Origin of the sequence: Paranoxybacillus vitaminiphilus, from assembly GCF_003259935.1 — a bacterium.
Taxonomy (GTDB): domain Bacteria; phylum Bacillota; class Bacilli; order Bacillales; family Anoxybacillaceae; genus Paranoxybacillus; species Paranoxybacillus vitaminiphilus.
The window spans coordinates 101771-126058 of sequence record NZ_QLMH01000008.1; the positions used below are offsets into that span (position 1 = coordinate 101771).

General features: G+C 39.6%; 23 protein-coding genes. 3 read left to right on the forward strand and 20 right to left on the reverse strand.

Annotation, left to right across the window (positions count from 1 at the left end; translation table 11 throughout):
• The first annotated feature begins 252 nt into the window (after nt 1-252).
• Nucleotides 253-2160 carry an oligoendopeptidase F gene (gene pepF, locus B0I26_RS10805; RefSeq protein WP_245934761.1) on the forward strand — a complete coding sequence of 636 codons (1908 nt, stop codon included), beginning with the start codon at nt 253-255 and terminating at the stop codon, nt 2158-2160.
• A gap of 76 nt (nt 2161-2236) precedes the next feature.
• On the opposite strand, the gene yidC is transcribed toward pepF, so the two are convergent.
• From yidC to B0I26_RS10830, 5 genes are all read right to left on the reverse strand, one after another.
• Nucleotides 2237-2998: a membrane protein insertase YidC gene (gene yidC, locus B0I26_RS10810; protein WP_111645452.1), complete on the reverse strand. Its 762-nt coding sequence runs from the start codon at nt 2996-2998 to the stop codon at nt 2237-2239.
• A gap of 27 nt (nt 2999-3025) precedes the next feature.
• Nucleotides 3026-3292 carry a hypothetical protein gene (locus B0I26_RS10815; protein ID WP_111645453.1) on the reverse strand — a complete coding sequence of 89 codons (267 nt, stop codon included), beginning with the start codon at nt 3290-3292 and terminating at the stop codon, nt 3026-3028.
• A gap of 154 nt (nt 3293-3446) precedes the next feature.
• Nucleotides 3447-3968, reverse strand: coding sequence for a metal-dependent hydrolase (locus B0I26_RS10820; RefSeq protein WP_111645454.1), 522 nt, complete (start codon nt 3966-3968; stop codon nt 3447-3449).
• A 151-nt stretch (nt 3969-4119) separates the two neighbouring features.
• Entirely contained in the window at nt 4120-4938 is an 819-nt protein-coding gene (locus B0I26_RS10825; RefSeq protein WP_111645455.1) for a uroporphyrinogen-III synthase, read from the reverse strand.
• 88 nt (nt 4939-5026) lie between these two features.
• Nucleotides 5027-5272, reverse strand: a complete 246-nt coding sequence (locus B0I26_RS10830; RefSeq protein ID WP_111645490.1) for a hypothetical protein — start codon at nt 5270-5272, stop codon at nt 5027-5029.
• A gap of 428 nt (nt 5273-5700) precedes the next feature.
• Here B0I26_RS10830 and B0I26_RS10835 point away from each other — a divergent pair, with 428 nt between their 5' ends.
• Complete coding sequence (locus B0I26_RS10835) at nt 5701-7002, forward strand: ATP-binding protein (RefSeq protein ID WP_111645456.1); 1302 nt, start codon at nt 5701-5703, stop codon at nt 7000-7002.
• A gap of 308 nt (nt 7003-7310) precedes the next feature.
• On the opposite strand, the gene fabG is transcribed toward B0I26_RS10835, so the two are convergent.
• The 13 genes from fabG to B0I26_RS10910 form a co-directional block, all read right to left on the reverse strand.
• Nucleotides 7311-8051 (reverse strand): 3-oxoacyl-ACP reductase FabG, encoded by a 741-nt coding sequence (fabG, locus tag B0I26_RS10845; protein ID WP_111645457.1) that lies wholly within the window; start codon nt 8049-8051, stop codon nt 7311-7313.
• 137 nt (nt 8052-8188) lie between these two features.
• Nucleotides 8189-8587 carry a DUF350 domain-containing protein gene (locus tag B0I26_RS10850; RefSeq protein WP_111645491.1) on the reverse strand — a complete coding sequence of 133 codons (399 nt, stop codon included), beginning with the start codon at nt 8585-8587 and terminating at the stop codon, nt 8189-8191.
• Nucleotides 8588-8592: 5 nt separating this feature from the next.
• A complete protein-coding gene (locus B0I26_RS10855) occupies nt 8593-9876 on the reverse strand; it encodes a glutathionylspermidine synthase family protein (RefSeq protein WP_111645458.1) in 1284 nt (427 codons plus the stop codon).
• A gap of 2 nt (nt 9877-9878) precedes the next feature.
• Nucleotides 9879-10211 (reverse strand): hypothetical protein, encoded by a 333-nt coding sequence (locus B0I26_RS10860; protein WP_111645459.1) that lies wholly within the window; start codon nt 10209-10211, stop codon nt 9879-9881.
• Nucleotides 10208-10669: a hypothetical protein gene (locus tag B0I26_RS10865; protein WP_111645460.1), complete on the reverse strand. Its 462-nt coding sequence runs from the start codon at nt 10667-10669 to the stop codon at nt 10208-10210. Before B0I26_RS10865 ends, B0I26_RS10860 begins: the two co-directional genes overlap by 4 nt.
• Before the next feature lie 314 nt (nt 10670-10983).
• A complete protein-coding gene (locus B0I26_RS10870; protein WP_111645461.1) occupies nt 10984-11826 on the reverse strand; it encodes a TIGR03943 family putative permease subunit in 843 nt (280 codons plus the stop codon).
• 12 nt (nt 11827-11838) lie between these two features.
• Nucleotides 11839-12570 carry a permease gene (locus B0I26_RS10875; RefSeq protein ID WP_245934762.1) on the reverse strand — a complete coding sequence of 244 codons (732 nt, stop codon included), beginning with the start codon at nt 12568-12570 and terminating at the stop codon, nt 11839-11841.
• Nucleotides 12571-12705: a hypothetical protein gene (locus tag B0I26_RS18995; RefSeq protein ID WP_409991426.1), complete on the reverse strand. Its 135-nt coding sequence runs from the start codon at nt 12703-12705 to the stop codon at nt 12571-12573. It lies immediately after the preceding gene.
• A 267-nt stretch (nt 12706-12972) separates the two neighbouring features.
• Complete coding sequence (locus tag B0I26_RS10880) at nt 12973-14844, reverse strand: PTS fructose transporter subunit IIABC (RefSeq protein WP_111645462.1); 1872 nt, start codon at nt 14842-14844, stop codon at nt 12973-12975.
• 15 nt (nt 14845-14859) lie between these two features.
• Nucleotides 14860-15771: a 1-phosphofructokinase gene (gene pfkB, locus B0I26_RS10885; protein WP_111645463.1), complete on the reverse strand. Its 912-nt coding sequence runs from the start codon at nt 15769-15771 to the stop codon at nt 14860-14862.
• Nucleotides 15768-16520: a DeoR/GlpR family DNA-binding transcription regulator gene (locus B0I26_RS10890; protein ID WP_111645464.1), complete on the reverse strand. Its 753-nt coding sequence runs from the start codon at nt 16518-16520 to the stop codon at nt 15768-15770. The genes pfkB and B0I26_RS10890 overlap by 4 nt, the downstream gene beginning before the upstream one ends.
• A gap of 298 nt (nt 16521-16818) precedes the next feature.
• A complete protein-coding gene (locus tag B0I26_RS10900; RefSeq protein WP_111645466.1) occupies nt 16819-18600 on the reverse strand; it encodes a methyl-accepting chemotaxis protein in 1782 nt (593 codons plus the stop codon).
• A gap of 812 nt (nt 18601-19412) precedes the next feature.
• Nucleotides 19413-20837, reverse strand: a complete 1425-nt coding sequence (locus tag B0I26_RS10910; RefSeq protein ID WP_111645468.1) for an NAD-dependent malic enzyme — start codon at nt 20835-20837, stop codon at nt 19413-19415.
• A 230-nt stretch (nt 20838-21067) separates the two neighbouring features.
• On the opposite strand from B0I26_RS10910, the gene B0I26_RS10915 reads away from it, so the two are divergent.
• Nucleotides 21068-21427, forward strand: a complete 360-nt coding sequence (locus B0I26_RS10915; RefSeq protein ID WP_111645469.1) for a helix-turn-helix domain-containing protein — start codon at nt 21068-21070, stop codon at nt 21425-21427.
• Between the two features lie 205 nt (nt 21428-21632).
• Here B0I26_RS10915 and B0I26_RS10920 read toward each other — a convergent pair whose 3' ends face one another.
• Together B0I26_RS10920 and B0I26_RS10925 are read right to left on the reverse strand one after the other, a co-directional pair.
• Nucleotides 21633-22364 carry a LytR/AlgR family response regulator transcription factor gene (locus B0I26_RS10920; protein WP_111645470.1) on the reverse strand — a complete coding sequence of 244 codons (732 nt, stop codon included), beginning with the start codon at nt 22362-22364 and terminating at the stop codon, nt 21633-21635.
• Complete coding sequence (locus B0I26_RS10925) at nt 22333-24114, reverse strand: sensor histidine kinase (protein ID WP_111645471.1); 1782 nt, start codon at nt 24112-24114, stop codon at nt 22333-22335. Before B0I26_RS10925 ends, B0I26_RS10920 begins: the two co-directional genes overlap by 32 nt.
• Nucleotides 24115-24288: the final 174 nt, after the last annotated feature.

A 24288-nucleotide genomic window follows, 5' to 3' on the forward strand; every position in this document is an offset into this window, starting at 1 on the left:
TATGTATTCTGTTCCAAGCAATTAGCTGAAATAACGCTATGACCGCTCCAAGTCAACACCTTAAAACTCACGGCTGCATTTACAATCGATACGCACCTTCTCCTTTAGCATTGTGTATGTATTTAATTAGACTGCACGAACACACATACCTTCTTTCGTAGTAAAAATTTTTCTAGCCTATCATCGATTAAGTCTCTTTTTCTGACACATACTACATACACGCGGGAAAATAAAGGAAGGAGATGGAGGACGTTGAACAAAAGGTTATTTTCGTTAAAAATAAGAAAGCTGTGCACCATGTTGCTGGTGATTTCGTTATCAGCCGGCATAGCACTTCCTACAAAAATAAGCGCCGAAGAACAGCAATCGACGGAACAAAACATCGAAAAATATACGTGGAATTTAGCCGACATTTACCCGTCACAAACAGATTTTGATAAAGATTTTGAAGCGGTCTCGAAAATGCTTGCGAAAATCTCCGCTTATCAAGGTAAATTGAGTAAAAAAACAAAATTTGTAGAGTTTTTGCAGCTAAACGAAACCATTTCCCGTAAAATTGAAAAATTATCTTTGTACGCTCACTTAAAGCAAGATTTGAACATTGAAGACAAAAAAGCTGCACACCTTAAGGCAAGAACAGAAAAGCTCGTTTCGGAATACGCTGCAGCCGCTGCTTTTATGGAACCGGAAATTTTAGCCATGCCAAAAAACAAATTAAATGCCCTAAAAAAAAGTCAATATGCCCGTTACATTGAAAGCATCGTGAAAAGAAAACGGCATACTCTATCGAAAAAGGAAGAAGCCTTGCTTGCCAAACTCGCCCCGATGATGAATGACCCAGAAAACATTTATAACAACGCCTCACGCGGCGACTACACTCCGGCAGTTATAAAGAAGGCAAACGGTAAAAGCATCAAATTAACAGGCGGAAACTATCTGGCCGAGCTAGAACATACGAACCGGGAGTATAGAAAACGCGTCTTTAAAGCGTTTTTTACGAGTTATCAAGTCATCAAAAACACATCCGCTGCGACATTGTATGCTTCTGTTAAAGCAGACGAACTGTATGCGAAAGCGCGGCGGTACAAATCCAGCCTCCATGCCGCTTTATCAGCTGATGATGTACCGGAGCACGTTTTTACGAACCTTTTATCGTCCGTCAATGACAATCTTCATTATTTGCATCGTTATATCGAGCTGCGCAAAAATGTCCTTCATATAGACAAAGTGCACGGATATGATATGTACGTCCCGCTTGTCAACGAGGCGGTTGCGAAAAAAATGAAATTCCCAATTGAACAGGCGCAAACAGTTATTCTTGAAGGACTAAAACCGCTTGGAAAAGAATATGTGACAAACGTCAAATATGCGTTTGAACATCGCTGGCTCGACGTTTTTCCGCGCGATAAAAAATATACAGGCGGTTATAATACGTCAGCATATGATACTCACCCTTTTATTTTGCTTAATTATGACAACTCGCTTGATGAAATGCTGACGATCGCTCATGAAATCGGCCACGCCATGAACTCTCTTTATACAAACAAAAAGCAGCCTTATTATCACTCTGGCCAATCGATTTTTACGGCGGAAGTGGCCTCGACAGCGAACGAATTACTGATGATGAACTATCTTCTCGGCAAAGCAAAAACAGATGAAGAAAAGCTTTACTTATTGAACAAACAAATTGATCAAATAAAGGGAACGGTTTACACACAAGTCATGTACTCGGAGTTTGAAAAAGCGATACACGACAAAGTGCGCCGTGGAGAAAGCTTAACAGCAGAGGAATTAAACGATTTATGGCTCAAACTGCTGGGAAAATATCATGGAAATGCTTATCAAACCGATGAGGAAGCGGCACTGGGCTGGCTTCGCATCCCACACTTTTATGACCAGTTTTATGTATATAAATACGCAACCGCCATCGCTGCAGCATATGAACTTGTAAAACAGATGAATGAAGATGAGACAGGAGGGGCAACAAAACGTTATCTTCAGTTTTTGAGTGCCGGCACGTCCGCTGAGCCGCTTTCATTATTAAAAAAAGCAGGAGTGGACATGACTTCCCCAGAGCCGATTACAAATCTTTTACATTATTTTGGCTCCCTTGTTGAAGAAATGGAGCAAATTTTACGAAAACAAGGAAAAATAAAGTAAAGAAGCGAATTCATAAAGGGCTGACCCTCAAGCAAAATGTCAGCCCCTTTTTATTATGGAGTTCGCTTTATGATTTTTATGACGTCTGGCTATCTTGTTTCACTGTTGACGATTTTAGCTGCATTCGGAAAATGAGCGATTGAATGATGGAAAAACATCCGCTAACGACCCAATAAAGCGACAAAGCAGATGGAACAGAGCTTGCGCCAACGAAAATCATTACCGGCATGATGTATGACATCATCACCAGCTGCTTTGATGTTTCTTCGGTAACAGATGGTGAAAGACGCATGGAAATAAACGTCGTTAAACCAGCAAGAATCGGTAAAATGAAATATGGATCTTGGTGTCCAAGCTGCACCCATAAAAATGAATGAAGCTTAATTTCTTGCGTCCGCGAAATCGCGTAATAAAGCGCCATAAAAATCGGCATTTGAATGAGCGCTGGGAGACAGCCGCTCATCGGATTCACGCCGTGCTTTTGATACAGCTGCATCATTTCTTGCTGCATTTGTTGCTGTTTTTGTAAATCAGCGCCTTTATATTTTTCTTGAAGGCGTTGAATTTCCGGACGAAGCTTTTGCATCGCTAAAGTCGTTTGAAATTGCTTTAACATGAGCGGCAATAACAAGAAACGGACAATCAACGTCAATGTAATGATGGCTAGTCCATAATTATCGCCAAAAAAAGCACCTAACGTCAAAAGAATTTTCGACATCGGATAGACAAAATAATGATTCCAAATTCCTTGGCTGTTTTCGGTAATCGGTGCATTTGTACCGCAGCCGCTTAAAACGGTTACTACTAACAAAAAAAGAAGAAATAATTTTCCTTTCATATGGTTTCCTCCTTGTTTTTCATGGCGTTATGGAAAAACAAGGAGCCTGCTTCCTTCATCATCAGTTCGCGATGGATCACTGTGAGGAATTTTTCTCTGCTGCAACACAAAAAAATTTCGAAAAGGATAGATGGTTAAACAATATCGACAAATTTTTTCACTCTCCATATCATCTAGACGAATATGATGAATAAACCATTTATTTCCTTTTTGGTAAATAAAATAATACTTCATCGTCGTAAAAAACGCGCTAAAAAGAAATACATATATAAGTAATTCCAACGGTGCTTCCATATGACCACCTCTTTTGCAAAACGAAACCGTTTGCGTCTACATGCCGTATATACGATAAACGACTCGGAAAAGTTTCATTCTTCTATTATCCTGCATTAATCCTTCTACTATGGAAAACTAAAAAATAAACACAAATGCTTCTCAGAACTTCATTTTACAATAATCGTCGCAAAAAGGTAATAAGCGACTGAAATAATTCAGAAAATAGATGATGATTCACACCTATATAGATAAACAGCGCAAACGAAAGATAAAAAATGACCATTTCTAAAAAACCGGCAGTCCGATACGTAATAAAAAATTTATAACGCTTTGTCTGAAACGGCCAAAAAAGCGGAATGCCCTGAACCGAAAAAAAGTCTTCGATAATATGAAGTAAATAACCGATGATGAAGCCAAAAGAAAATAAAGAATGGGACTCTGAAAGCAGCACAGCAGCCATAATGGCCCAAATAATAAGGGAATGAGTCATTCCGCGATGGCCAAATGCCTGCTTTACTTTATTGGACATTCCCAGTGACCGCCTGCCTACATAAGAATTCGGCTCATCAATATCCGGAAGCAAGCTGCCGATGATAATTCCCGCAGCATAGCTAATCGTAAACGATAAGGAAGTTTGCGAGGCAATGCCTGCACCAATCGCCAATGATGTTACAACATGAGTATGATAACGCAAGAAAACCACCTGACTCTTTCTAAACTAAACAATCATGTAGCCTTTATTATAACACAAAACAAGAAAATTTGTTCGCATAAAAAAAGCGAGCTGTTCGGTTCTTTTCAGAACAAACAAACTCGCTGAAACATGTTTCTAGAAAAAGAAGACTTTAGACATTATATCCTTCTTTTAGCTCCTTTTTAAAAAAGTTAGACAGCTCAATAATCATCGCTCCCATTCGTTCCAATTGCGGTGCAATGACGCGCTCAACCCCTTCTTCATAGAGAGATTCAGCAGTTACTTTTCCAACCGCTACGGCGACGACATGATGACCAAATGCCCGCTGAAGCGATGCAACATCCTTATATTCTTTTGCAAACTCAAATAAAAATCTCACTTGCATCGCTGCGGTAAAGCAAACCGCATCGACTTCGCCGCTTGTAATCTCGTTATAAAGCTGTTCAAGAATTTCACGATCCGGAGCAACATGCCGATACGGCAATAGTTCTGAATATTTTGCTCCTCTTTGGGCAAAAAACTGCTTTAATGCCGGTGCAGTATCTCCGTATAATTGAATAACAACGCTTTTTCCATTAAACTCAAACTCTTTCAGCGCATTGATTAATCCCTTCGTCGTCCCATCATCACTATAAACATGCGGCGTAATTCCTATCTTTTTTAAGGCCGCTAATGTTTTATAGCCGCGAATCGCTACATGTGCCCCCTGAATTCGCCCGACAAGCTCCTCTTTTAATCCAAACTTCTCAGCCGCTGAAAAAATCGCTTCCGCACCGATCCCCGTTGTAAATACAAACCAATCTGCTTCTGTTTCAATAAGTGTACGAAGATCGTCCTTCAACTCTTCCTCTCTGGCAAATACAGTGCCTTGTGCAGGCCTTAACAGCGGTATTCCTCCCTGCTTTTTTATTAATGTACTCATTTCCTCCAATTTCCTCGATGCACATAAAACAATGCGTTTACCTTCCAATTGTCTCTCCCCCTGAAATGGTATTGATTAAACTTAACTATACAATAATTCATCAATAAAAAAAACTCCCTCTTAAAAAATGAGAGAGTTACCAGATTGCTTTTACGAGACGATTTTGCACATAAAACGAACCGTAAATTCGAACTGGCTGGATAGAAATAATATCATCTAATGCGATTTTTGTTAACTTCGCCTGCCGATCATAGGCAAATAATTTTTTAGCATCCTCATATAATTTTACGATGAGAAAAGTTGTTTCCCCTTGCGTTGTTTTAATCGTGACCGGTTGTTTTTGCTGAATCCAGCGCGTCAATTGTTTGCAGGAAACTTTCATCATTGAACATCACTCCCCCATCATTTTGCTCATTACTCACTTATATTAAAAATTATAAAAAATTATTCCATGAATAATAAATAGAAAAAAATCAGCAAATTGTGTACTAAAGAGTATGAAATGATTACAAAAACAAACATTAAACGACAAAAAGAAAGTGCGCGGACTGGTTTCGCACTTGTTCAATTAAGAACCGTTACCATTGAACAGCCGGAATTTGAATCATCCCCATTATGAACTTATTTTCACAATCTATGATTGCTGCAAATGTTGAATCATGAAGATTTGTGTTATAAAAACTCGAAAGATTCAGTCTTAACATCTTAGCTAAATTTCATTTACAATGTAAAACGTAAGTCATTTTTGTTGAAAAAGTGACTAAATTGTAAATAATAACAAATTTCATATATGTTAAAGGACGGACACCAATGCTTGAGATTATTAAAGATTTTCTATTAAACTTATTTTTTATTTTATTACCGATTTTTGTTATTACGTTGTGGATAGAAGAAAAGAATGTCTCAGAAAAAATAAAACGTCATATTTTAACTGCTTCTGCAGCGATTGCCATCATCTTCTGTATTACCTTTCCTGTCAGTTTTGATAAAGAATATATGTTCGATTTACGACAAATTCCTTTTTGGTTAGGCGGACTATATGGCGGACCGCTTGCGAGCATATTCTTATGTATGATTACAATTGGCTATCGTTCCCTTTTTGGTGGAAAGGGATTGATTGTCACTATCATTTCCGCCGTTTTTCAAACATTGATTTGTCTATTATTATCCAAAAAGTTTATAACCTTATCCTCAAAGCAAAAAATTTTACTTAGCTTTGTGTTATCTGCCTTTTCAGGAATGCTAATGATTATCATGGTTCGGCTTTTATACGACGTTTCCGATTTCTTCTGGACGATGTGGCTCGTTTATTTGCCGATTCAACCGCTCAGCATGCTGCTAACTTGTTATTTAAGAGAGGCTTTGCAAGCAAATATTGAAGTTCGCAAACGAATTATTCGCGCAGAAAAGATGGAAGTAGTCAGCCATCTAGCTGCCTCGATTTCTCATGAAGTGCGCAATCCATTAACCGCATCACGCGGATTTATGCAATTACTAGAGCAACATCATCTCCCTTTAGAAAAACGAAAGGAATATATTAGAATCGCCGTTGAAGAACTTGATAGAGCAGAAGCGATTATTACAGACTACCTGACGTTTGCCAAGCCGGCTCCTGAATGTGTGGAAAAACTCAACATAAAGACGGAAATTGAACGAGTGATTGATATTTTACGACCATTAGCCAACATGAGCAGTGTGGAAATTCAAACGTCTCTCATCCCTCTTCACGTGAAAGGTGAGCGGGACAAGTTCCAACAGTGTTTGCTTAATATCATAAAAAACGCAATTGAAGCGATGCCAAACGGGGGATTATTAGATATTTATGTATCGCTCGATAAAAATAACGTGCTGATTCGAATTTCTGATACCGGCGTTGGAATGACAGGAGAACAAATTGAACGCCTCGGTGAGCCTTATTTCACAACAAAAGGCACAAAAGGAACCGGGCTCGGCATGATGGTTGTCTACCGCATTATCGAATCGATGAACGGAACCATTAAGATTACAAGCGAAGTAAACAAAGGAACACAAGTATGTGTCTATCTTCCGCTCATTCAATCTTTGCCGCGCACTTCTTCTTCAACGCGGAAAGAAAAAATACTAGCTTATTAATGAATAAAAAAAGCTGACTTAAGGTATAAATTTTCAAGTTCAATCACCTTGTCAGCTTTTTTCATCTATTATATAACGCAATAAAATCGAAACGGTCACCAGCGGTAGGATACTTCCTTTGTCTTCCCCGTTGCTATTTTTAATAACGGATAAAGAATGAAATGCCATTCCGTCAGCAATACTGTAAGTAAAAGGAATCATGACGATAATGACAAACACCGGAAACCATTCGGAAAAATCATTGAGTTCACTGCTGCATTAATGAAATTGGCGCAACTGCACTGATTCATTGGGCTTTTTCATGTTCATCACATCATAATTCCGCCATCGACATGTAATACGGTACCGTTTACATAGTTGGATTCATCAGACGCTAAATATAAATAAGCATAAGCAATATCTGAAGGTTTACCGAGCCTCTGTAACGGTATCATTGTCACAATCTGATTCAAAATTTTTTCCGGGACTTTCGCTGTCATGGTCGTTTCCGTAAAGCCAGGTGCGACTGCATTGACGTTAATTCCTTTGCGTCCCAGCTCTTTCGCCCATGTTTTCGTCACTCCGATGACCGCTGCCTTGGCCGCGGCATAGTTTGTTTGTCCTACATTCCCATAAACACCGGAAACGGAAGAAGTGTTAATAATTTTTCCTTTTCCTTTGGCAATCATATATGGAACAACCGCCTGAGTGCAATTAAACACCCCCTTTAAGTTCACATCGAGTACTTGTTGAAATTGTTCTTCAGACATTTTCGTTAACAGCGCATCTCTTGTAATACCAGCATTATTCACTAATATATCAATGGTTTCAAAGTGATTCACAACATCTTCAACCATTTTGTCCACGCTTATGCGCTCAGCCACATCTACTTGAAAAAACGCCGCTTGCAAACCTTGTTTTTTTAACTCCTCTGCTCTTTTTTCACCTGTTGCAGCATCAAAGTCCACGATCGCTACCTTAGCTCCTTCCCTTGCAAAAAGAGCTGCAGCTTCTAAACCAATTCCGTTTGCTCCACCTGTAATAACGGCTGTTTTACCTTGTAAACGCATATAATCATCCCTCATTTGCTTATATCTTCATTTACTATTTAATGCAATAAACTGCCATATCGTGAATGACTACTCAGTCTTTTAATAAAAAATCATCCACTATGCAGTGTAGCCACATAGTGAATGATTTAGAATCGTTAATAGGACATACTTCCAGCCACAATCAAACCGACAATAATGGAAATCGCAAATAAACTGAAACCGACAGCGAGATTACCTTCCTCGACCTTTTTTGCCAAGTTCGTCTTTGGCGTAAAAATATACTCAAGAGCCAGGTAGGCAAGAATTTGCGTAATAATCCCGATCGTTCCCCACATGACTGCATCGAACAGGCTGACACTGTTGCTCCAAGCGGCATAAATGACAATCGCTAATCCAATCCCTTTCCCCCATAACTTTAACGCTACTGCCATATTTCCTTCACGAATTAATTTCCGTTCGGAAAACTTCGTTGTCAGGCTGAATAAACCAATCCCAACTCCCATCAACACGAAACCCAACAATGTATAAATAAAAAAGTTGATTATATACGACATCACTTTCATCCTTTCTCTTCTATCATCACCGGCAAATAATAAGATAAATTATTTGTAATCATTCCGCCTGCGCGCAAGCCGATTCCCATCGCTTCTCCGTTAATTAAAAAACAAGTAGGCAAAAGTCTTACAGTTTCATATCCTTTTACCGTCTTTACTATCGCTTCCGGCAAGGAAACATATTGCTGATAAACAGGAATTTCATCGACATACGTTTGCTGAAGGTCTGCAAAAATCGGATTTCCTTCTTCATTCTTAATGACGACCGTATCCCCTTCACGCCCAAACGCAGGTTTTTGTACATATGTCTGTTTTTTCGACAAGAAATATTCTTCATCTAAATAAGTAGGCAAAAAGTGTTGTGAAATCCAGCCATGTTCTTCTTCTGTAAAAAACCGGTTTCCTTCTTCATGCAACCCCCATATTAATGCTTGAACCGCTTTCGATTGCAACAAAAACGCAGATGGCGGGTTGATCAGGGCCACTTCTCCTTCGTTCCATAGCTGCAGCAATAATTTTCCTACTTCTTCACCATCGGGAGAGCGGTCTTCAAGCAAATGCTCAAGCGGATATGTTTGCCGATACAATACATCAATTCGGTTTCCTTTGCTGTCATATAGACCGCGTTTTAAAATGCTTCCATCATTTAAACGAACATCTTCTGCAATCACGCGCAGTTCATGAAGGGGAACATAGGCTGCTGTAACCCCGCTTAAACGTTGGAGGTAGCGCACTGTTTCTTTATCCTCTATATGGTCCTCATGTGAGGTAAAGACGACATATGGGTTCCCATTTCCGCGTATAGCATAAAATGACCGTTCAATCGCACTTTTTAAAGCGAGCGCTAATCTGTCCGCTGCACCGGCATTAGGAGATTGTGAATGAAACTCACTAGCAATGTGCTCATTAATATCAAAAGTTTCGCGAATAAATGTCGGAGTATCGGCATTCAGTTCAATTAACTTAAACTCTTGATCGACATAGGCTAAATCTGCTCTGGCAATAACCGTTTCTTCCGGAAGCACCGATATGCGCAAATATGGAATGACTTCAGCACGAAAGCCCAGTAGCTGTAATGTTTCTTCCGGCAGTCTCCGAAGCAGCCGTGCTGTTTTTCGATAAATGTGCCCAATTCGGTTTGTCGCGTTCATGATTGCTTCCACTTCATTTTTCGTTAAAGCATAATAATCAAACAACGCATATTCCGCATTGTATAAATCCGGCCAAAATCCTTCCATCCGTTTATAAAATTGCTCCCTGCGCTCCCTATGTTCCTTTAAAGAGTACATCATTATCCTCCAAATGAACCGCCTTTTGTCCCTGAACCGATTCCCGATTTCGCCCGGTTTTGAAATTCTTGAGTCGTTTGATAGCTTTTGTATGACGATGATTTCTCTAAACTGCGTTTGGAAGGATAATATCTTCCGCCATAATAATAATGGCGGTAATACGCGCTGTCGTCATCATCGCACACATATGTACTTGTAGACGGATCCCATTCCCAATCATCGCAATCTTGATCATTTGGAGGCGGCAAACTTTCGTCGGTATTATTACAAGCAACTAACGAACCAGCCATTAATGTCGTTAAAACCCCCATCATCATTCTTTTTGTCTTATTCATATTCCGTTCCCCTCTTGCTCCAATATTAAACCGGTCGGTGTCACATACAGAACGTACAATCTTCTGTCTTCATTGATTTCCGCAGAGTCGCGAAGCCATTCCTTTCCATGAAAATAAGTAAAGGAACTGCCGATATAGCTCATGACCTCAAGATGAGTATAAAGCTTTAACGTTGTAATAAGCGGGTAGTTCTCGTTAGCGTTTAGCTCGCGAACTTCAAGCAAAAGCCCGTTATCATCAACTTCATCTTCTTTTATGCCATCACCATATTTTTCTACATAAATGATAAATGTTCCTTTTTCCAAAGCAGACGAAAGCTGCTTATACGTTACCCCTTCTTTCACAAAAAATTCGCATTCGCGCCGAGCAATGATTTGTTCCAAGTCAATATTCCCGTAAAAATAAAGCAGCTCATATTTTTCATGATCCAATAAGAGCCGATACTCCAATCTTGCCACTGTCTTCACCTTCCTTATGAAAAAATCAACATCGACGTACTCCTATTACGTTTATAATGGGAAATAAGTTTCGGCTATCCAGCAAGAAAAAAATCTGAACGGCCAAAATCTGTTCAAGCTTCCTTATAGCGTGAACTACCTCCACTTCGTTGACTGACACAAATTTAAAGTGGGAGACTTCTTTTGGGATTAGACTAAATTGTTCAACCGCTCGGAACAAATTTGCGCCTTATTATGCAAAGCTTCGACAAGTTGCTGGTTGACAGAAATCATATTTCGTATGCTGTACATGACGGCATATGAACAAAAAATAATTAGTCATAACCACGAAACACATATGGTTCTTTTGGCTCCTTTATCTTCTTCCATTCTTCGACTTTGACATATGGAATTGTGATGTTAAAAGGCTGGTAGTAAACAGTCGATAGTTTCCCCTTTACATGAATCCATTCATCATTTTGCAAGTGCGGTTTTTTTGGAAATTCTGTCAATAGCCCAAACACTCCTGAATCAGCTACACAGTGAATAATCCCAAAACGCAATACAAACAGCTGCTTATCCGCCGCTGTTCCGTCATGATAAACAAATCCATCCAATTCAATTTGTTTATCGCTGAATTGTCCCGGAAATTGATAAATCGTTTCCAACGCTTTTAAATAGTTATGATCCTTAAGGATTAGCGGATCTTGATTAGAAAACATTTCTAATTCTTTTTGCATGATGTCATGATAACCTTCTTTTCCATAATAGATGCTTGTATCAGGCCGAAGAATTTGCCGCTGAACAAACGGATCTTCACTTTTCGTTTCAAATCCGGGAATACGAAACCCTTTCGCTTTCACAAGTTCCGAATCCAATGTTGCAATCGGCAATAAAAGCGCTGAAGCAATTGGAAAAATAAAAACACAATAATTAAACGCCTTTTTCCATTTAGGTACATGAGCATCATGGTGGCAGCATGTTTCATCATAACATGGATGAGTGAGTTCTTTTCGGTTCGCAATTTTGAATTGTACAACAGTAAGGAAAGCAAAAATAAAAATGGCGCTAAACGATAAATACCAATACCGCATATTAATGTACTTGCTTATATTTCCTGTTGCATGTAAATGGAAAAACAAAAAAGTAAAACCAAGTAAAATATATGTCCGAAGCATCCATTTCACCTCCTAAATCAGTAATGAACCGACAAATACAAAAACAGTGATATAAGCAATTAACAGTACAACAAAACGCGTTTTGAACGACTGTAAAAGCATCAATGTATTTTTAATGTCAATCATCGGACCGTAAACTAAAAAAGCCGTCAAAGCGCTAAATGAAAACGTAGATTGGAAGGAAGAAGCAATAAAAGCATCAGCTTCTGAACAAAGCGATAATACGAACGCAAGCGCCATCATGATCAATGAAGAAGACACTTTCCCTTGTCCCAGCTGCATTAAGGTCGACGTTTTGACAAAAGTTTGCATCGCTGAAGCGACAAACGCACCGATGATTAAATATTTTCCTGACGAGAAAAACTCATCAATGCTATGCTCAAGCGTTCCCATCCATTTCTCCTTCAATGTTTTAGACATGGAAGATGAAATGACTTCTTTTTTCCGCAATTGGTCATCTTTATATTGTACCGCCAGCACCCATCCGATTAATATCGCCACAGCAAGCGCAAAACCGGAACGGTAAAGCACCATTTTTAAACTGCTTCCGAAAGCGATAAAAGTAGAAAATAAGACAACCGGGTTAATGATTGGCCCCGTTAGCATAAACGGAATCGCGGCATAAAGCGGTACCCCTTTGGCAACTAAGCGCCGCGCAATCGGGACAATCCCGCACTCGCACGCAGGAAACAGAGCGCCAATCAACGTCGCATACAACACCGCTAATACTTTGTTTTTCGGCACCTATTTTTCAATCATCTCTTCAGTCGCAAACATTTGAATAATTCCGGCAATAAATACGCCAATTAACACAAATGGCAATGACTCTATTAAAATACTAATAAAAATCGTATTTAACTGGAGAAATGACTTTATCATGGTTCTCATGCTCCTTTAAACATTCCATTCATACAAACTACAACCTTATTATTCTAGCACTAAGCCGATGAAAAATTAATGGGAATATTATCAGCCTTTTAGGAAATTATACTTGTTCAGGAAACAAAAGGGTATTTTCAAAAAACACCGTTTCACTCGTTAAAATATTAAGGGATGATAACAAAACTGTTTCATCCCTTCTACCGCTTATAAATGTTTCGCCTAAAAATAAGGCGCGAAGTATTTCTTATCGCGCCTTTTCTTCTATTATTCTTTTACTTCTTTTTTCCACAAGCCAACCATTACCGCTGTTACAACTGAACCGATGAAAATAGCTAAAATGTATAATAGCGGATTGCCTTTGACGATAGGAATGACAAATGCTCCCCCATGCGGTGCCGGCAATCCTATTCCAAACATCATGGTCAAGGCACCTGCAATGGCAGATCCGACAATAATCGAAGGAATCACGCGCACCGGGTCAGCTGCTGCAAACGGAATTGCTCCTTCTGTAATAAACGATGCGCCCATAATATAGCACGTCTTCCCTGCTTCACGTTCCGCTTTTGTAAATTTATGTTTAAAGAAAGTAGTCGCAAGCGCCAACCCTAACGGCGGCACCATTCCCCCTGCCATAATCGCTGCGTGCGGCGCATAATTTCCTGCATCAATCATTGCGATTCCGAATGTAAACGCTGCTTTGTTTATCGGTCCTCCCATATCGACTGCCATCATTCCGCCTAAAATGAGGCCTAATAACACAAGATTTCCTGTTCCCATATTTTCAAGCCAAACCTTCATGCTATCGTTTAAGGCTTTGACAGGATCAATAACGACATACATCATGACAAGGCCAGTAATCAATACCCCAAACAACGGGTATAATAACACAGGTTTAATTCCTTCGAGCGATTGTGGCAAACGACTAAATACTTTCTTTAATCCTACGACTAAATAGCCTGCTAGAAAGCCAGCAATTAAACCGCCTAAAAAGCCCGCGCCGCCGTTTGCCGCTAAAAAGCCGCCCACCATCCCCGGAGCAAAACCAGGACGATCGGCAATACTCATCGCAATAAATCCGGCAAGAACAGGAATCATGAGCGCAAACGCACTGCCTCCGCCAATGTCCATTAACGCTTTGGCAATCGGATGATAGGAAGGATCGTTTGGATCAAACGCCTTAATTCCGAAAATAAACGAAATCGCAATTAAAATACCGCCTCCCACAACAAATGGAAGCATATTCGATACACCGTTCATTAAGTGTTTATAAAAACCGGTGCGCTGGTTAGGAGAGCTTTGTATATGTGAACTGCGTTCGTTTCCGTCACCTTGGTAAATCGGCGCATCCTGCTTTAGCGCCTGCTCAATGAGCTGCTGTGGGTTTCGAATCGCTTGAGCAACAGGCACTTGAATGACATGTTTTCCTTTAAATCGCTCCATTTCCACTTGTTTATCCGCAGCGACAATAATCGCAACCGCTTCTTCAATTTCTTTTGCCGTTAATTCGTTTTTCACGCCGCTTGAGCCGTTTGTTTCCACTTTGATATCGACATTCATTTCTCTTGCTTTTGCTTTCAACGCATCGGCCGCCATGTATGTGTGGGCAATTCCAGTAGGACACGCAGTGACGGCTAACACTTTTTTCGCGGAAGAAGCAGTTTCTTCGTTTTCATTGAGTAATTCGGCTTCTTTTTCACGAATTACATCTAATATTTCCTCCTTGGTTGAAGCGCTTTCAATTTTTGAACGAAAAGAGGCGTTCATCAAAAGAGTGGATAAGCGAGATAACACCTCTAAGTGGGTATTGTTCGCCCCTTCTGGAGCCGCAATCATAAAGAACAAGTGACTCGGTTTGCCATCTAAGGATTCGTAATCAATCCCTTCTTTAGAGCGCCCGAGCGCCACTGCCGGAATTTTTACTGCTGTTGTTTTTGCGTGAGGAATGGCGATTCCTTCCCCGATACCGGTTGTGCTTTGCGCTTCACGGGCAAATATTGCCTTTTTAAAAGCCTCTTTATCATATAACTTTCCTGTTTCATCTAACTTGTTGGCAAGCTCCTCAATGACCGCTTCTTTTGTTTTCGCTTTCAATTCAAGAATCATTGTATCTTTCGTTAATAAATCCGTAATTCTCATTTTCTCTCCCCCTCGCTATACTTGCGTCACTTTCACTTCAGAAAGCAATTGTTCCACTTTGTCTTTCGTGCATAAATCTTCCGAAAAAGCAGTTGCGCTTCCTGCTGCCACGCTGTATTGAAACGCTTTTTCTATATCTTGTTCGTTGAAATATGCTGCCAAAAATCCTGCCACCATTGAATCCCCTGCTCCGACCGAGTTTTTCACGATTCCTTTTGGAGCAGTGGCGAAAAGTATTTTTCCTTTATTAAAGAAAAACGCACCATCACCAGCCATCGACACAATGACATTTTCGACACCTAGTTCTACCAGTTTATATCCGTAAGAAATAATGTCATTTTTAGACGAAATTTCTGTATCAAATAACTCTCCAAGTTCATGATGATTCGGTTTCATTAAAAATGGATGATGTTGAATGAATTGCTTTAAAGCCGGTCCGCTTGTGTCAACGACTACTTTGATACCATTGCGTTTCGATGTTGCAACCATTTGATTATAAAAATCCGCTGGAATAGATGGCGGGATACTCCCTGCTAAAACAAGAATATCCTCTTGACTTAATGCTTGAATTTTGTTCATTAATTCATCTTGATGTTCAGAAAGAATAGCTGGACCTTGTCCGTTAATCTCCGTTTCTTCCCCGGATTTTAGTTTAATGTTAATTCGTGTATCCCCGTTTACTTTGACAAAATCGGCGTGAATTTCTTCCTTCTTTAATTCACTTTCAATAAACTGCCCAGTAAATCCCCCGATAAACCCGAAAGCGGTATTATCGACACCAAGCCGTTTCAAAACACGGGACACATTAATCCCTTTTCCACCGGGAAATATGGCTGTTTTCGTTGCCCGATTTAATTCTCCGACTCGAAAATGTTCAACTTCTACAATGTAATCAACAGAAGGGTTTAATGTACATGTATAAATCATTTTGTCACTACCTCGATTGCTGTTTTTGCTTCGTATTGTGCCAGTAATTCCTCGTCAAGTGCGTCAGTAATCAACGTTGCTTCATCTAAATTAGCAATTTTTGCAAATGTACTTTCATTTATTTTTGAATGATCGGCTAAAACATATGCCTGCCGCGATAATTTCATCGCCATGCTCTTTACTAACGCTTCTTCCGGATCTGGTGTTGTATAACCGTAGTCAATATGAACGCCATTCGCTCCTATAAAACATTTATCGAAGCTGTAGCTTTCAAGAGCGCGAATGGCACCACGGCCAATTAAAGCTTTTGTTTTCTGTTTCACCATCCCGCCGAGCAAGTACGTAGGAATTTCTTTTTCCATTAAAGCTTCTAAATGCATAACCCCATTCGTAACAACAACAATATCTTTTGCTTCAAGAAAGGGAATCATCTGTAATGTTGTCGTTCCTGCATCTAAATAAATGCAATCGCCGTCTCTTACAAGACTTGCGGCATATTTCGCAATGATCTGTTTTTCTTTTATGTTTTTTGTTGATTTTTCGAAAACGCTTAGCTCTTCTCTTTTTTGCTGTAATAAAGCTGCTCCGCCATGAACACGCTTTAATTTTTTCTCCTTCTCCAATTGGCTTAAATCGCGGCGAATCGTTGATTCAGATGAAGACGTTGCCTCGACCAGCTCTTGGAGTTTCACGACTTCTTTTTTTGCCAGCAATTCTAAAATAATGCGATGACGTTCTGCTGTAAGCAAATTTTCACCTCCATGATGCTTATTTTTTGTCTGTATTTTTATCATAATGGAAGCGGTTTAAAAAATCAATCAAAAACATCAAAATTCAATCAAATTCTTTCGATTTTTTATTTAAAAACAATCAAAAACACTCAATATAAATCGAATACCATTGGCAATAAAAAAATCCATTCCCATAGAAATGAAACACTTCTATGCAAAATGTTCAATAACACAGACTATTATCTTAAAAACTATCAAAACGAAAAAACAAAAGGAAGGTGCGTTGAATCAGCACCTTCCCTTATTAAACGAGTTATTAGTCTTTTAGTTGAAATTTACTTACTAATTGATTGAGCTGCTCGCTTAATTCGTTAAGCTGAACGGCAGAATGGGTAATTGTTTGAACAGCATTCCCCTGTTCATCGACTGATGCCATTATTTCTTCAGATGATGCGGATGTTTGTTGGGCAACTGAGGAAATCGTCGCTGTTGCCTCAATAAAGTTTCGCATTCCTTGGTGGATAACATCAATATCTTTACTGCTTGTTCGGATAGCATTAATGATATTGGCAATAGCTGAAGAAATTTGCGCAAATTCCTTTTCCGTATCCTGAACAGCTTTATTTAACTCATCGGAAATGGAAATCGTTTGTGACATTGTCGTAACAGTCGCTTCTGTTTCCCGTTCAATTCCTTCAATCATTTGTTGGATTTCTCCAGTTGATAGATTGGTTGCTTCAGCAAGTTTTCGTACTTCTTCAGCAACGACCGCAAATCCCTTTCCATGTTCACCCGCTCTTGCGGCCTCTATGCTTGCATTAAGTGCTAGTAAATTCGTTTGTGTCGCAATTTGCTCGATTGTAGTAACTATATTTGAAATCTCTTTTACCTTCGTATATAAATTTGTAATCCCGATGCTAATTTCATTGGAAGATTTGATGGAAGCCTGATTAGCCCGCTGGAGAACAGATACTTGTTCTTTGCCGTTTTCCACTGCAGTCGCAGCGTGCTCGGTTAAATCTAAAATTAATTTATTTTGTTTCGATAAATTATCGACCGATGATGCGAGCGAATCTGTCTGATTGCTTAGCTTTTCAATTTCTGCAGCCTGTGAGCTGTTTACATTTACGATTTCTTGAACAGCTCTGTTAATTTCATCACTAGTAGCAGCCGTTTCTTCACTCAAGGCGGATAATTCAGCAGAAGCCTTAGAAACTTTCATTCCCATTTCTTTAATGTTGCCAACTAACATTTGCAAATTTTGGATCATCGTATTGAATGCGTCTGTCAACTTCCCAATTTCATTTTTCGTTTTATAAGAAATAGGCTCTACAGCTAAATTTCCTGCTGCGACTACTGCCGATACATGTTGCAGCTTTTCTAACACCTTTATTTTTCTTCGTATCAAAAAGTAAAAAACGGATAACCCAAGTATCGACACAACAGCTGTAATCGCAATCGTTACATATTTCAAGATTTTCAGCGATTCATAAAATTCATCTTTATATGCACCGACACCCACCATCCAGTCCCACGCGTCAAAATAAACGACGTAAGCAATTTTTTCCCTTTCTTTGCTCTCCCCTTTATTTTTCCATAAATATTCATAAAAGCGTTCAGATGGGGAAGATGACTTAGAAATTTTCACTAAGTCACGAATAACAAACTGATCTTGGCTGTTTTTCATTTTTGAAAAGTCTGCTCCTAACGGCTGCAGAGGATGAAGTTGTACTTTATAATTAGAATCAAAGGCAAAGACATAACCGTTTTCTTTATAAACAAAAGACGTTTGCTTATAGTCATAAAACATATTTTTATGTTCATCCAGTTTCGGTCCGTTTAATAGCGTTCGCGCCTTTTCCTGAGCTTCTTCCAATGTCAGTTCACCGCTTTTTACTTGGCTGTCCAAATGTTCAAGCATTGTCACCGCATTTCCAACAATATGCTGCAAGTCCAATTTCCCGCTCTCAATCAGCTCGCGTTTGGCAAAAGAATAACTCACTTCCCCTAAAACAGCCGTAACAGTAACCATTAATAATGCTGCTAAAGCAATAAGTTGAAATGAAATTTTATGAATCAATGAACCGCCCTTTCCCATAAAAATCCCCCCAGGTAAAGCCAGTATAATCTTTGTTATTTACTATTAAGATCATATTATAAAAGGGCTATAATTTCGATATAGAATTTTAAAATAACCTGATAATTCCGAATAATATAAAAAAGCTGTTGTAAGGAGAAGCTTCGACTCCTAAAAAATAAATATCATTGATACTTTTGCGCAACTTGTCAAAAAAAAAAGAAAACGCCTCTTTTCTTACCATATTCGGCATAAAAACAGCAAACCCATCCCCATGTAAATCATTGCGATTCATCTCTATGTACATGACAACATCTGTATATAAAAAATTCAAAAAATATTGAATTTTTTCTAATATAAACTTTAATATAAAAAAGTTTATTGTAAATAGAACTTTTTTCCTGTTTTATATGTTTTATACTTATCATCATGATGATGAAGTATATAAATGGTAGATGCGTCAACAATCACTTTTTAATAAATGATGGCAGCAATATTGTGATGCGATCTTTTATCTGTTCATAAATGACAAATCATATGCATCGGATAAGGCATATGCTAGTTTGCAGAGTGTAAAAACGAGGAGGGCGAAAATGGTGTTGGCTCCCTTGAAAGCGAAGTACCAGCTGGCGGGGATTCAATCCTGACAGAAACATCTCCGCAACTCCCACCATCTTCAAATACACAACTGTTGAGTATGATTTGTCATTAAGCATAAGGGCTGACCGTAAAGCAAAGTATCAGACCTCACAATCATGTTGTGAGGCAGGACACCAACTGGTCAGCCCTTTCCTTTGTTCTTTCATGTCTTTTGTACAAAAATCCTAATACCATTATTCCGTAGGAGCGATCGCTTCTTTACGGGCAACTCCTGTACGATATGCCGCTTTCATAACAGCTTCACGTACCCGCTCTGCTACTTTACTGTTAAAAACGCTTGGAATGATGTACGTTTCATTTAATTCCTCATCTGTTACGACAGAAGCAATCGCCTGCGCTGCAGCTAATTTCATTTCTTCATTAATTTCTTTTGCCCGGCAGTCCAACGCCCCGCGGAAAATGCCTGGGAAGCAAAGAACGTTATTAATTTGGTTTGGATAATCCGATCTTCCAGTCGCCATAACACGAACATATGGTTCAGCAAGTTCCGGATCAATTTCCGGAACAGGATTCGCCATTGCAAAGACAATTGGATCTTTTGCCATTTTCTTAATATCTTCCACTGTTAAAATACCTGGAGCAGAAACACCAATAAATACATCGGCTCCTTTAATCACCTCGGATAATGTTCCACTTAAATTATCTGGATTTGTCATTTGAGCATATTCCATCCAATACAGATTCTCATAATTTTCCCCTCGATGGATGGCGCCTAAACGGTCAACACCGATAATGTTGCGCACACCGGCAGCGAGTAAAATTTTCGTGCAGGCAATTCCAGCTGCACCAATTCCCGTTAAAACAACTTTAATATCCTCTAGTTTTTTGCCGACAATTTTTAACGCATTCAACAGTCCTGCTAACAAGACGACAGCCGTACCGTGCTGATCATCATGGAAAACAGGAATATCCAATTCTTTCTTTAATCTTTCTTCAATTTCAAAGCAACGCGGAGCAGAAATATCTTCTAAATTAATTCCGCCAAAAGCAGGAGCAATCGCTTTCACAATTTGAATAATTTCTTCCGTATCTTTCGTATCTAAACAAATTGGAAACGCATCAACACCGGCAAGCTGCTTAAACAGCATCGCTTTTCCTTCCATGACCGGCATAGCTGCATGCGGTCCGATATCGCCAAGTCCTAGCACCGCTGTGCCATCTGAAACAACAGCGACAGTATTGCGCTTAATCGTCAGCGAATAAGCCTTTGTCGGGTCTTCAGCAATCGCTGTACAAACGCGGGCAACTCCCGGAGTATAAACACGTGATAAATCATCGCGGGTCTTAATGGGGATTTTCGATTTCACTTCAATTTTCCCGCCAATATGCATTAAAAACGTTCGGTCGGATACATGAATGACTTTGACACCATTAATTTTTTTTAATGTGTCCGTAATTAAGTCACAATGTTTTGTATCAAATGCGCTGACAGTGATGTCGCGGACCGTATGCGTTTTGCTGGAAGAAATTACGTCAATCCCGACGATATCTCCACCAGCCTTTCCAATGGCAGTCGCAATCTCACCAAACGAAACAAGTTCTTTTTGAAATTGAAGACGAATTGTAATATGCATGCTTGCACCACTTGGTATTGACATCTTAATCTACCTTTCTATGATTCATTTTTTCGCAGAAAAAGTTCATCATATTTTTCGAAATGTGTTATACTTTATTAATAAATAGCATGTATTAGGATATAATATTCGTACGCGCTATGCGACTTAATGATTAAATTATATTCTATTTCCAACTTCAATAACAAGTATTATTTCTTCATTTCGCGAACGCTTCATTTTTATCATGATAGACAGAACAGGAGAGCAGTTCAATGATTTCAAAACGATTATCCAAGCTAAGAAAAGAAAAAAATTGGTCATTGCAATATACAGCAAATCAGCTTGGCATCGCAAAAAGCACATATGCCGGCTATGAATCGGGATATCGTCAACCTTCTTTAGAAGCATTAAAAGAACTAGCCATCTTGTTCGAAACATCTGTCGATTATTTGCTAGGTATGACAGAAACCTATACAGGTGAGCGTGATACTCTTGAGCTAACAGGCAAAGATATCTTGAGCCAAATCGGTTTGACAATAGACGGAAAATCTCTTTCACAAGACGAACTCAATCAATTTATCGCCTTTATTCGTCTAAAGCGGGAAATGGAAGCAAATGAAAATAAAGGTTAATCTTTGTACCAAAAAGTAGATGTCTCAAAAGCAAAGTATCAGACACCACAATTATTGTACATGATGCTTAATAAGTACGACGATAGATTTTAACAGCTTCTTTTGCTAGCGAGTCGTTCAGGGGACAGCGCATAATAGCGTTGCCCCCTTATTCGTTTTCTAAACCTCCAGCAAAGATGCAGATGTGCTTGTTTCTATGCAAAAGCTATAATTCTAATTTTTTCCGCAATAATTTAACATAATTGCGGCTGACTGGAATTTTATCTGAAACCCCGGTCAATGTTAGCTGGTATGCCCCATTAAACCATGGTGTTAATTGTTCGACTTTCTCAATATTAACGAGATAACTTTTATGAGTACGGAAAAACAGGTTATCCTTTAATTTTTGTTCCAGTTCCTTTAAAGGAACTTTCGTATGATACGTTTTTTGCTTTGTCACAATCACTGTTTCTTTTGTTTCGCGGTAGCAATACAAAATATCATGCGGCGAGACATAGACAATACGTTCATCTTCCTCAATCGCTAACTTGCGAATCGGAATTTCAGAAAATGGTTCACGTTCTTTTTGAAATTGGCGAATGAGGCGCATAACCGTTTCATTCACTTGGGCTTCATCGAACGGTTTTAACAAATAATCGACCGCCTCATACCGAAATGCTTCCACCGCATAGTTAGGGTACGCTGTAGCAAAGACAATTCTTGGCGGCTGCTTCAACTGCTGCAACATTTCCGCCAGGCTTAACCCTGACATTTCTCCGATTTCAATATCGAGAAAAACCACATCAGGCTGAAATCTCAACAGCTTCTCTAAAGCGCTTTCCCCACAATCCGCTTCAGCAACGATGTCGATTTGCTGATAAGCATTTAAAAGATGTTTGAGTTCCTCGCGGCTCAGCGGTTCATCATCAACAACCATCACTCGAATGCGCAACAGCACATATCCCCCTTTCTTCCTGCTTGTATGGAATAACAAGCTGAACAGTTGTGCCTTTCCCCTCTTGAGATATAATCAATAGTTTCGCATGCTCTCCAAGCAGCGATTTTAGCCGTTCATTGACATTATATAATCCAATTCCCGCTCCAGATTGTGAAGCGACGGGCTTTTGCAATAAACGGGCCACTTGTTCCTTTCCCATCCCTTTTCCATTATCTGAAACGGCAATTTCTACGAACGAACCGCGCGATTTAACAGAGATCACAATTTCACTTCCTTTTTTCATATGGCGCAGTCCGTGTTTCACCGCATTTTCCACAAGCGGCTGAAGCGTCATTGTCGGCAATGTTAACTGCTCATATCCTTCCTCAATTTCATAAAAGACGCGCAATTTATCTTGAAACCTTGCTTCTTCGATCGTTAAATAAGCGCGAACATGCTTTAGTTCTTCTTCCAGAGTGGACAACATCTCTGTGGCACCGACTAAATTTTTGCGAAAATAATGAGCTAACGACAAAAGAAGTTGTCTTGCCCGATTCGGATCAATTCGAATGTATGACACAATGGTATTTAAGGCATTAAATAAAAAATGGGGGTGCACTTGGGCATGGAGCGCTTTAATTTGCGCCTCCTTCATCAGCTGATAATACTTTTCCGCCTCTGCAATTTCCAGCTGTAAACTTAAAAGCGAAGATAAACCTTTCACAAATTCAAAAGTAATCGACGATAAATCTGCTTCTGAGCGAAAATAAAATTTCAATGTACCCACTGTTTCATCTTTTTTCTTTAGCGGAGCAATAATCTCCTTATGTAATGGACAATCAACATGGCGGCAAATGACTCGATTATGAACAATGAGCATTTCGCCTGTTTCAATTACCTTTCGCGTCGTTTCCGTTTGAATCGGCTCACCTGCAACATGATGATCACTGCCAGCTCCGACATGAGCAAGAATACGTGTTTTGTCTGTCACCGCCACCGCAATCGACGAAACTTCTTTTATAAAAAGTTCACAAATCGCTTTTGCTGATTGCGGCGTTAATCCATTGCGAAGATAACTGACGGTCGCTTCGGCAAGCCGCATTGCTTTTTCAGCCTGCAGCGCTCCCGCTTTTTCTTCTTCTTGAAAGACATTACGAATGACTAAAATAAAAATTGCACAGCCAAGACCGTTGGCAACAACCATGGGAATTCCAATCGCTTCTACTAGCATCCATGCATGTTCAAACGGTTTAGCCATCAAAAGAATCACACACATTTGCAAAGCTTCTGCTCCCATGCCGACCACAAGCGCCATCAATGGTGAAAACGCGGCAACCCCTTTTTTGCGATGATGAACAAATCCGGCAATCGCTCCGGCAATCATCGTCGAGACGCCACAAGCAACAGCAGTAAATCCCCCAAGAAACAGGCGATGAATTCCGGCAATCAATCCTGCACCTAATCCAACCCGCCAACCACAAAGCAAACCGGCAATCACAACTCCGATAACACGTGAATTTGCCAATGCTTCATCCTTTTTAAGCGCCCATGCCCATTTCGATATCTCTGATGTGCCGACATGTACCGTTAATCCTGTATATGTGCCGACAATACCAAAAAGACCAAAGATGAGCATAATCGTAAAACGCTGTGTTTTTCCGACATCTTGTTGGTAAATAAGGCGGCGGAAATAAGGAAGGCGGGTCAGCAAAAAGGCAACCATCACAATGATGCCAAGCCGCTCAAACATCGAGAGAAACAGCTGCCACATCGACATTCACCTCTATTTTTTATCATTCGCTTTACACATAGCCAACGAATGCATCGAATCTCAAGAAACATATAGAAAAAAGAACAGTCACGAACAATCCGACTGCTCTTATCAAAGGCCATATAAATGTTCTTAAAAACTTAGCAGAAGATAAAAATGGTATCACCTTCAAAA

What these genes read in the sequence shown, in the direction of transcription:
- yidC (WP_111645452.1), bottom strand. Translation starts at nt 2,998, where the DNA reads ATGAAAGGAAAATTATTTCTTCTTTTTTTGTTAGTAGTAACCGTTTTA.
- B0I26_RS10815 (WP_111645453.1), bottom strand. Translation starts at nt 3,292, where the DNA reads ATGGAAGCACCGTTGGAATTACTTATATATGTATTTCTTTTTAGCGCG.
- B0I26_RS10830 (WP_111645490.1), bottom strand. Translation starts at nt 5,272, where the DNA reads ATGAAAGTTTCCTGCAAACAATTGACGCGCTGGATTCAGCAAAAACAA.
- B0I26_RS10835 (WP_111645456.1), top strand. Translation starts at nt 5,701, where the DNA reads ATGCTTGAGATTATTAAAGATTTTCTATTAAACTTATTTTTTATTTTA.
- fabG (WP_111645457.1), bottom strand. Translation starts at nt 8,051, where the DNA reads ATGCGTTTACAAGGTAAAACAGCCGTTATTACAGGTGGAGCAAACGGA.
- B0I26_RS10850 (WP_111645491.1), bottom strand. Translation starts at nt 8,587, where the DNA reads ATGTCGTATATAATCAACTTTTTTATTTATACATTGTTGGGTTTCGTG.
- B0I26_RS10855 (WP_111645458.1), bottom strand. Translation starts at nt 9,876, where the DNA reads ATGTACTCTTTAAAGGAACATAGGGAGCGCAGGGAGCAATTTTATAAA.
- B0I26_RS10860 (WP_111645459.1), bottom strand. Translation starts at nt 10,211, where the DNA reads ATGAATAAGACAAAAAGAATGATGATGGGGGTTTTAACGACATTAATG.
- B0I26_RS10870 (WP_111645461.1), bottom strand. Translation starts at nt 11,826, where the DNA reads ATGCTTCGGACATATATTTTACTTGGTTTTACTTTTTTGTTTTTCCAT.
- B0I26_RS18995 (WP_409991426.1), bottom strand. Translation starts at nt 12,705, where the DNA reads ATGATAAAGTCATTTCTCCAGTTAAATACGATTTTTATTAGTATTTTA.
- B0I26_RS10880 (WP_111645462.1), bottom strand. Translation starts at nt 14,844, where the DNA reads ATGAGAATTACGGATTTATTAACGAAAGATACAATGATTCTTGAATTG.
- pfkB (WP_111645463.1), bottom strand. Translation starts at nt 15,771, where the DNA reads ATGATTTATACATGTACATTAAACCCTTCTGTTGATTACATTGTAGAA.
- B0I26_RS10900 (WP_111645466.1), bottom strand. Translation starts at nt 18,600, where the DNA reads ATGGGAAAGGGCGGTTCATTGATTCATAAAATTTCATTTCAACTTATT.
- B0I26_RS10910 (WP_111645468.1), bottom strand. Translation starts at nt 20,837, where the DNA reads ATGTCAATACCAAGTGGTGCAAGCATGCATATTACAATTCGTCTTCAA.
- B0I26_RS10915 (WP_111645469.1), top strand. Translation starts at nt 21,068, where the DNA reads ATGATTTCAAAACGATTATCCAAGCTAAGAAAAGAAAAAAATTGGTCA.
- B0I26_RS10925 (WP_111645471.1), bottom strand. Translation starts at nt 24,114, where the DNA reads ATGTGGCAGCTGTTTCTCTCGATGTTTGAGCGGCTTGGCATCATTGTG.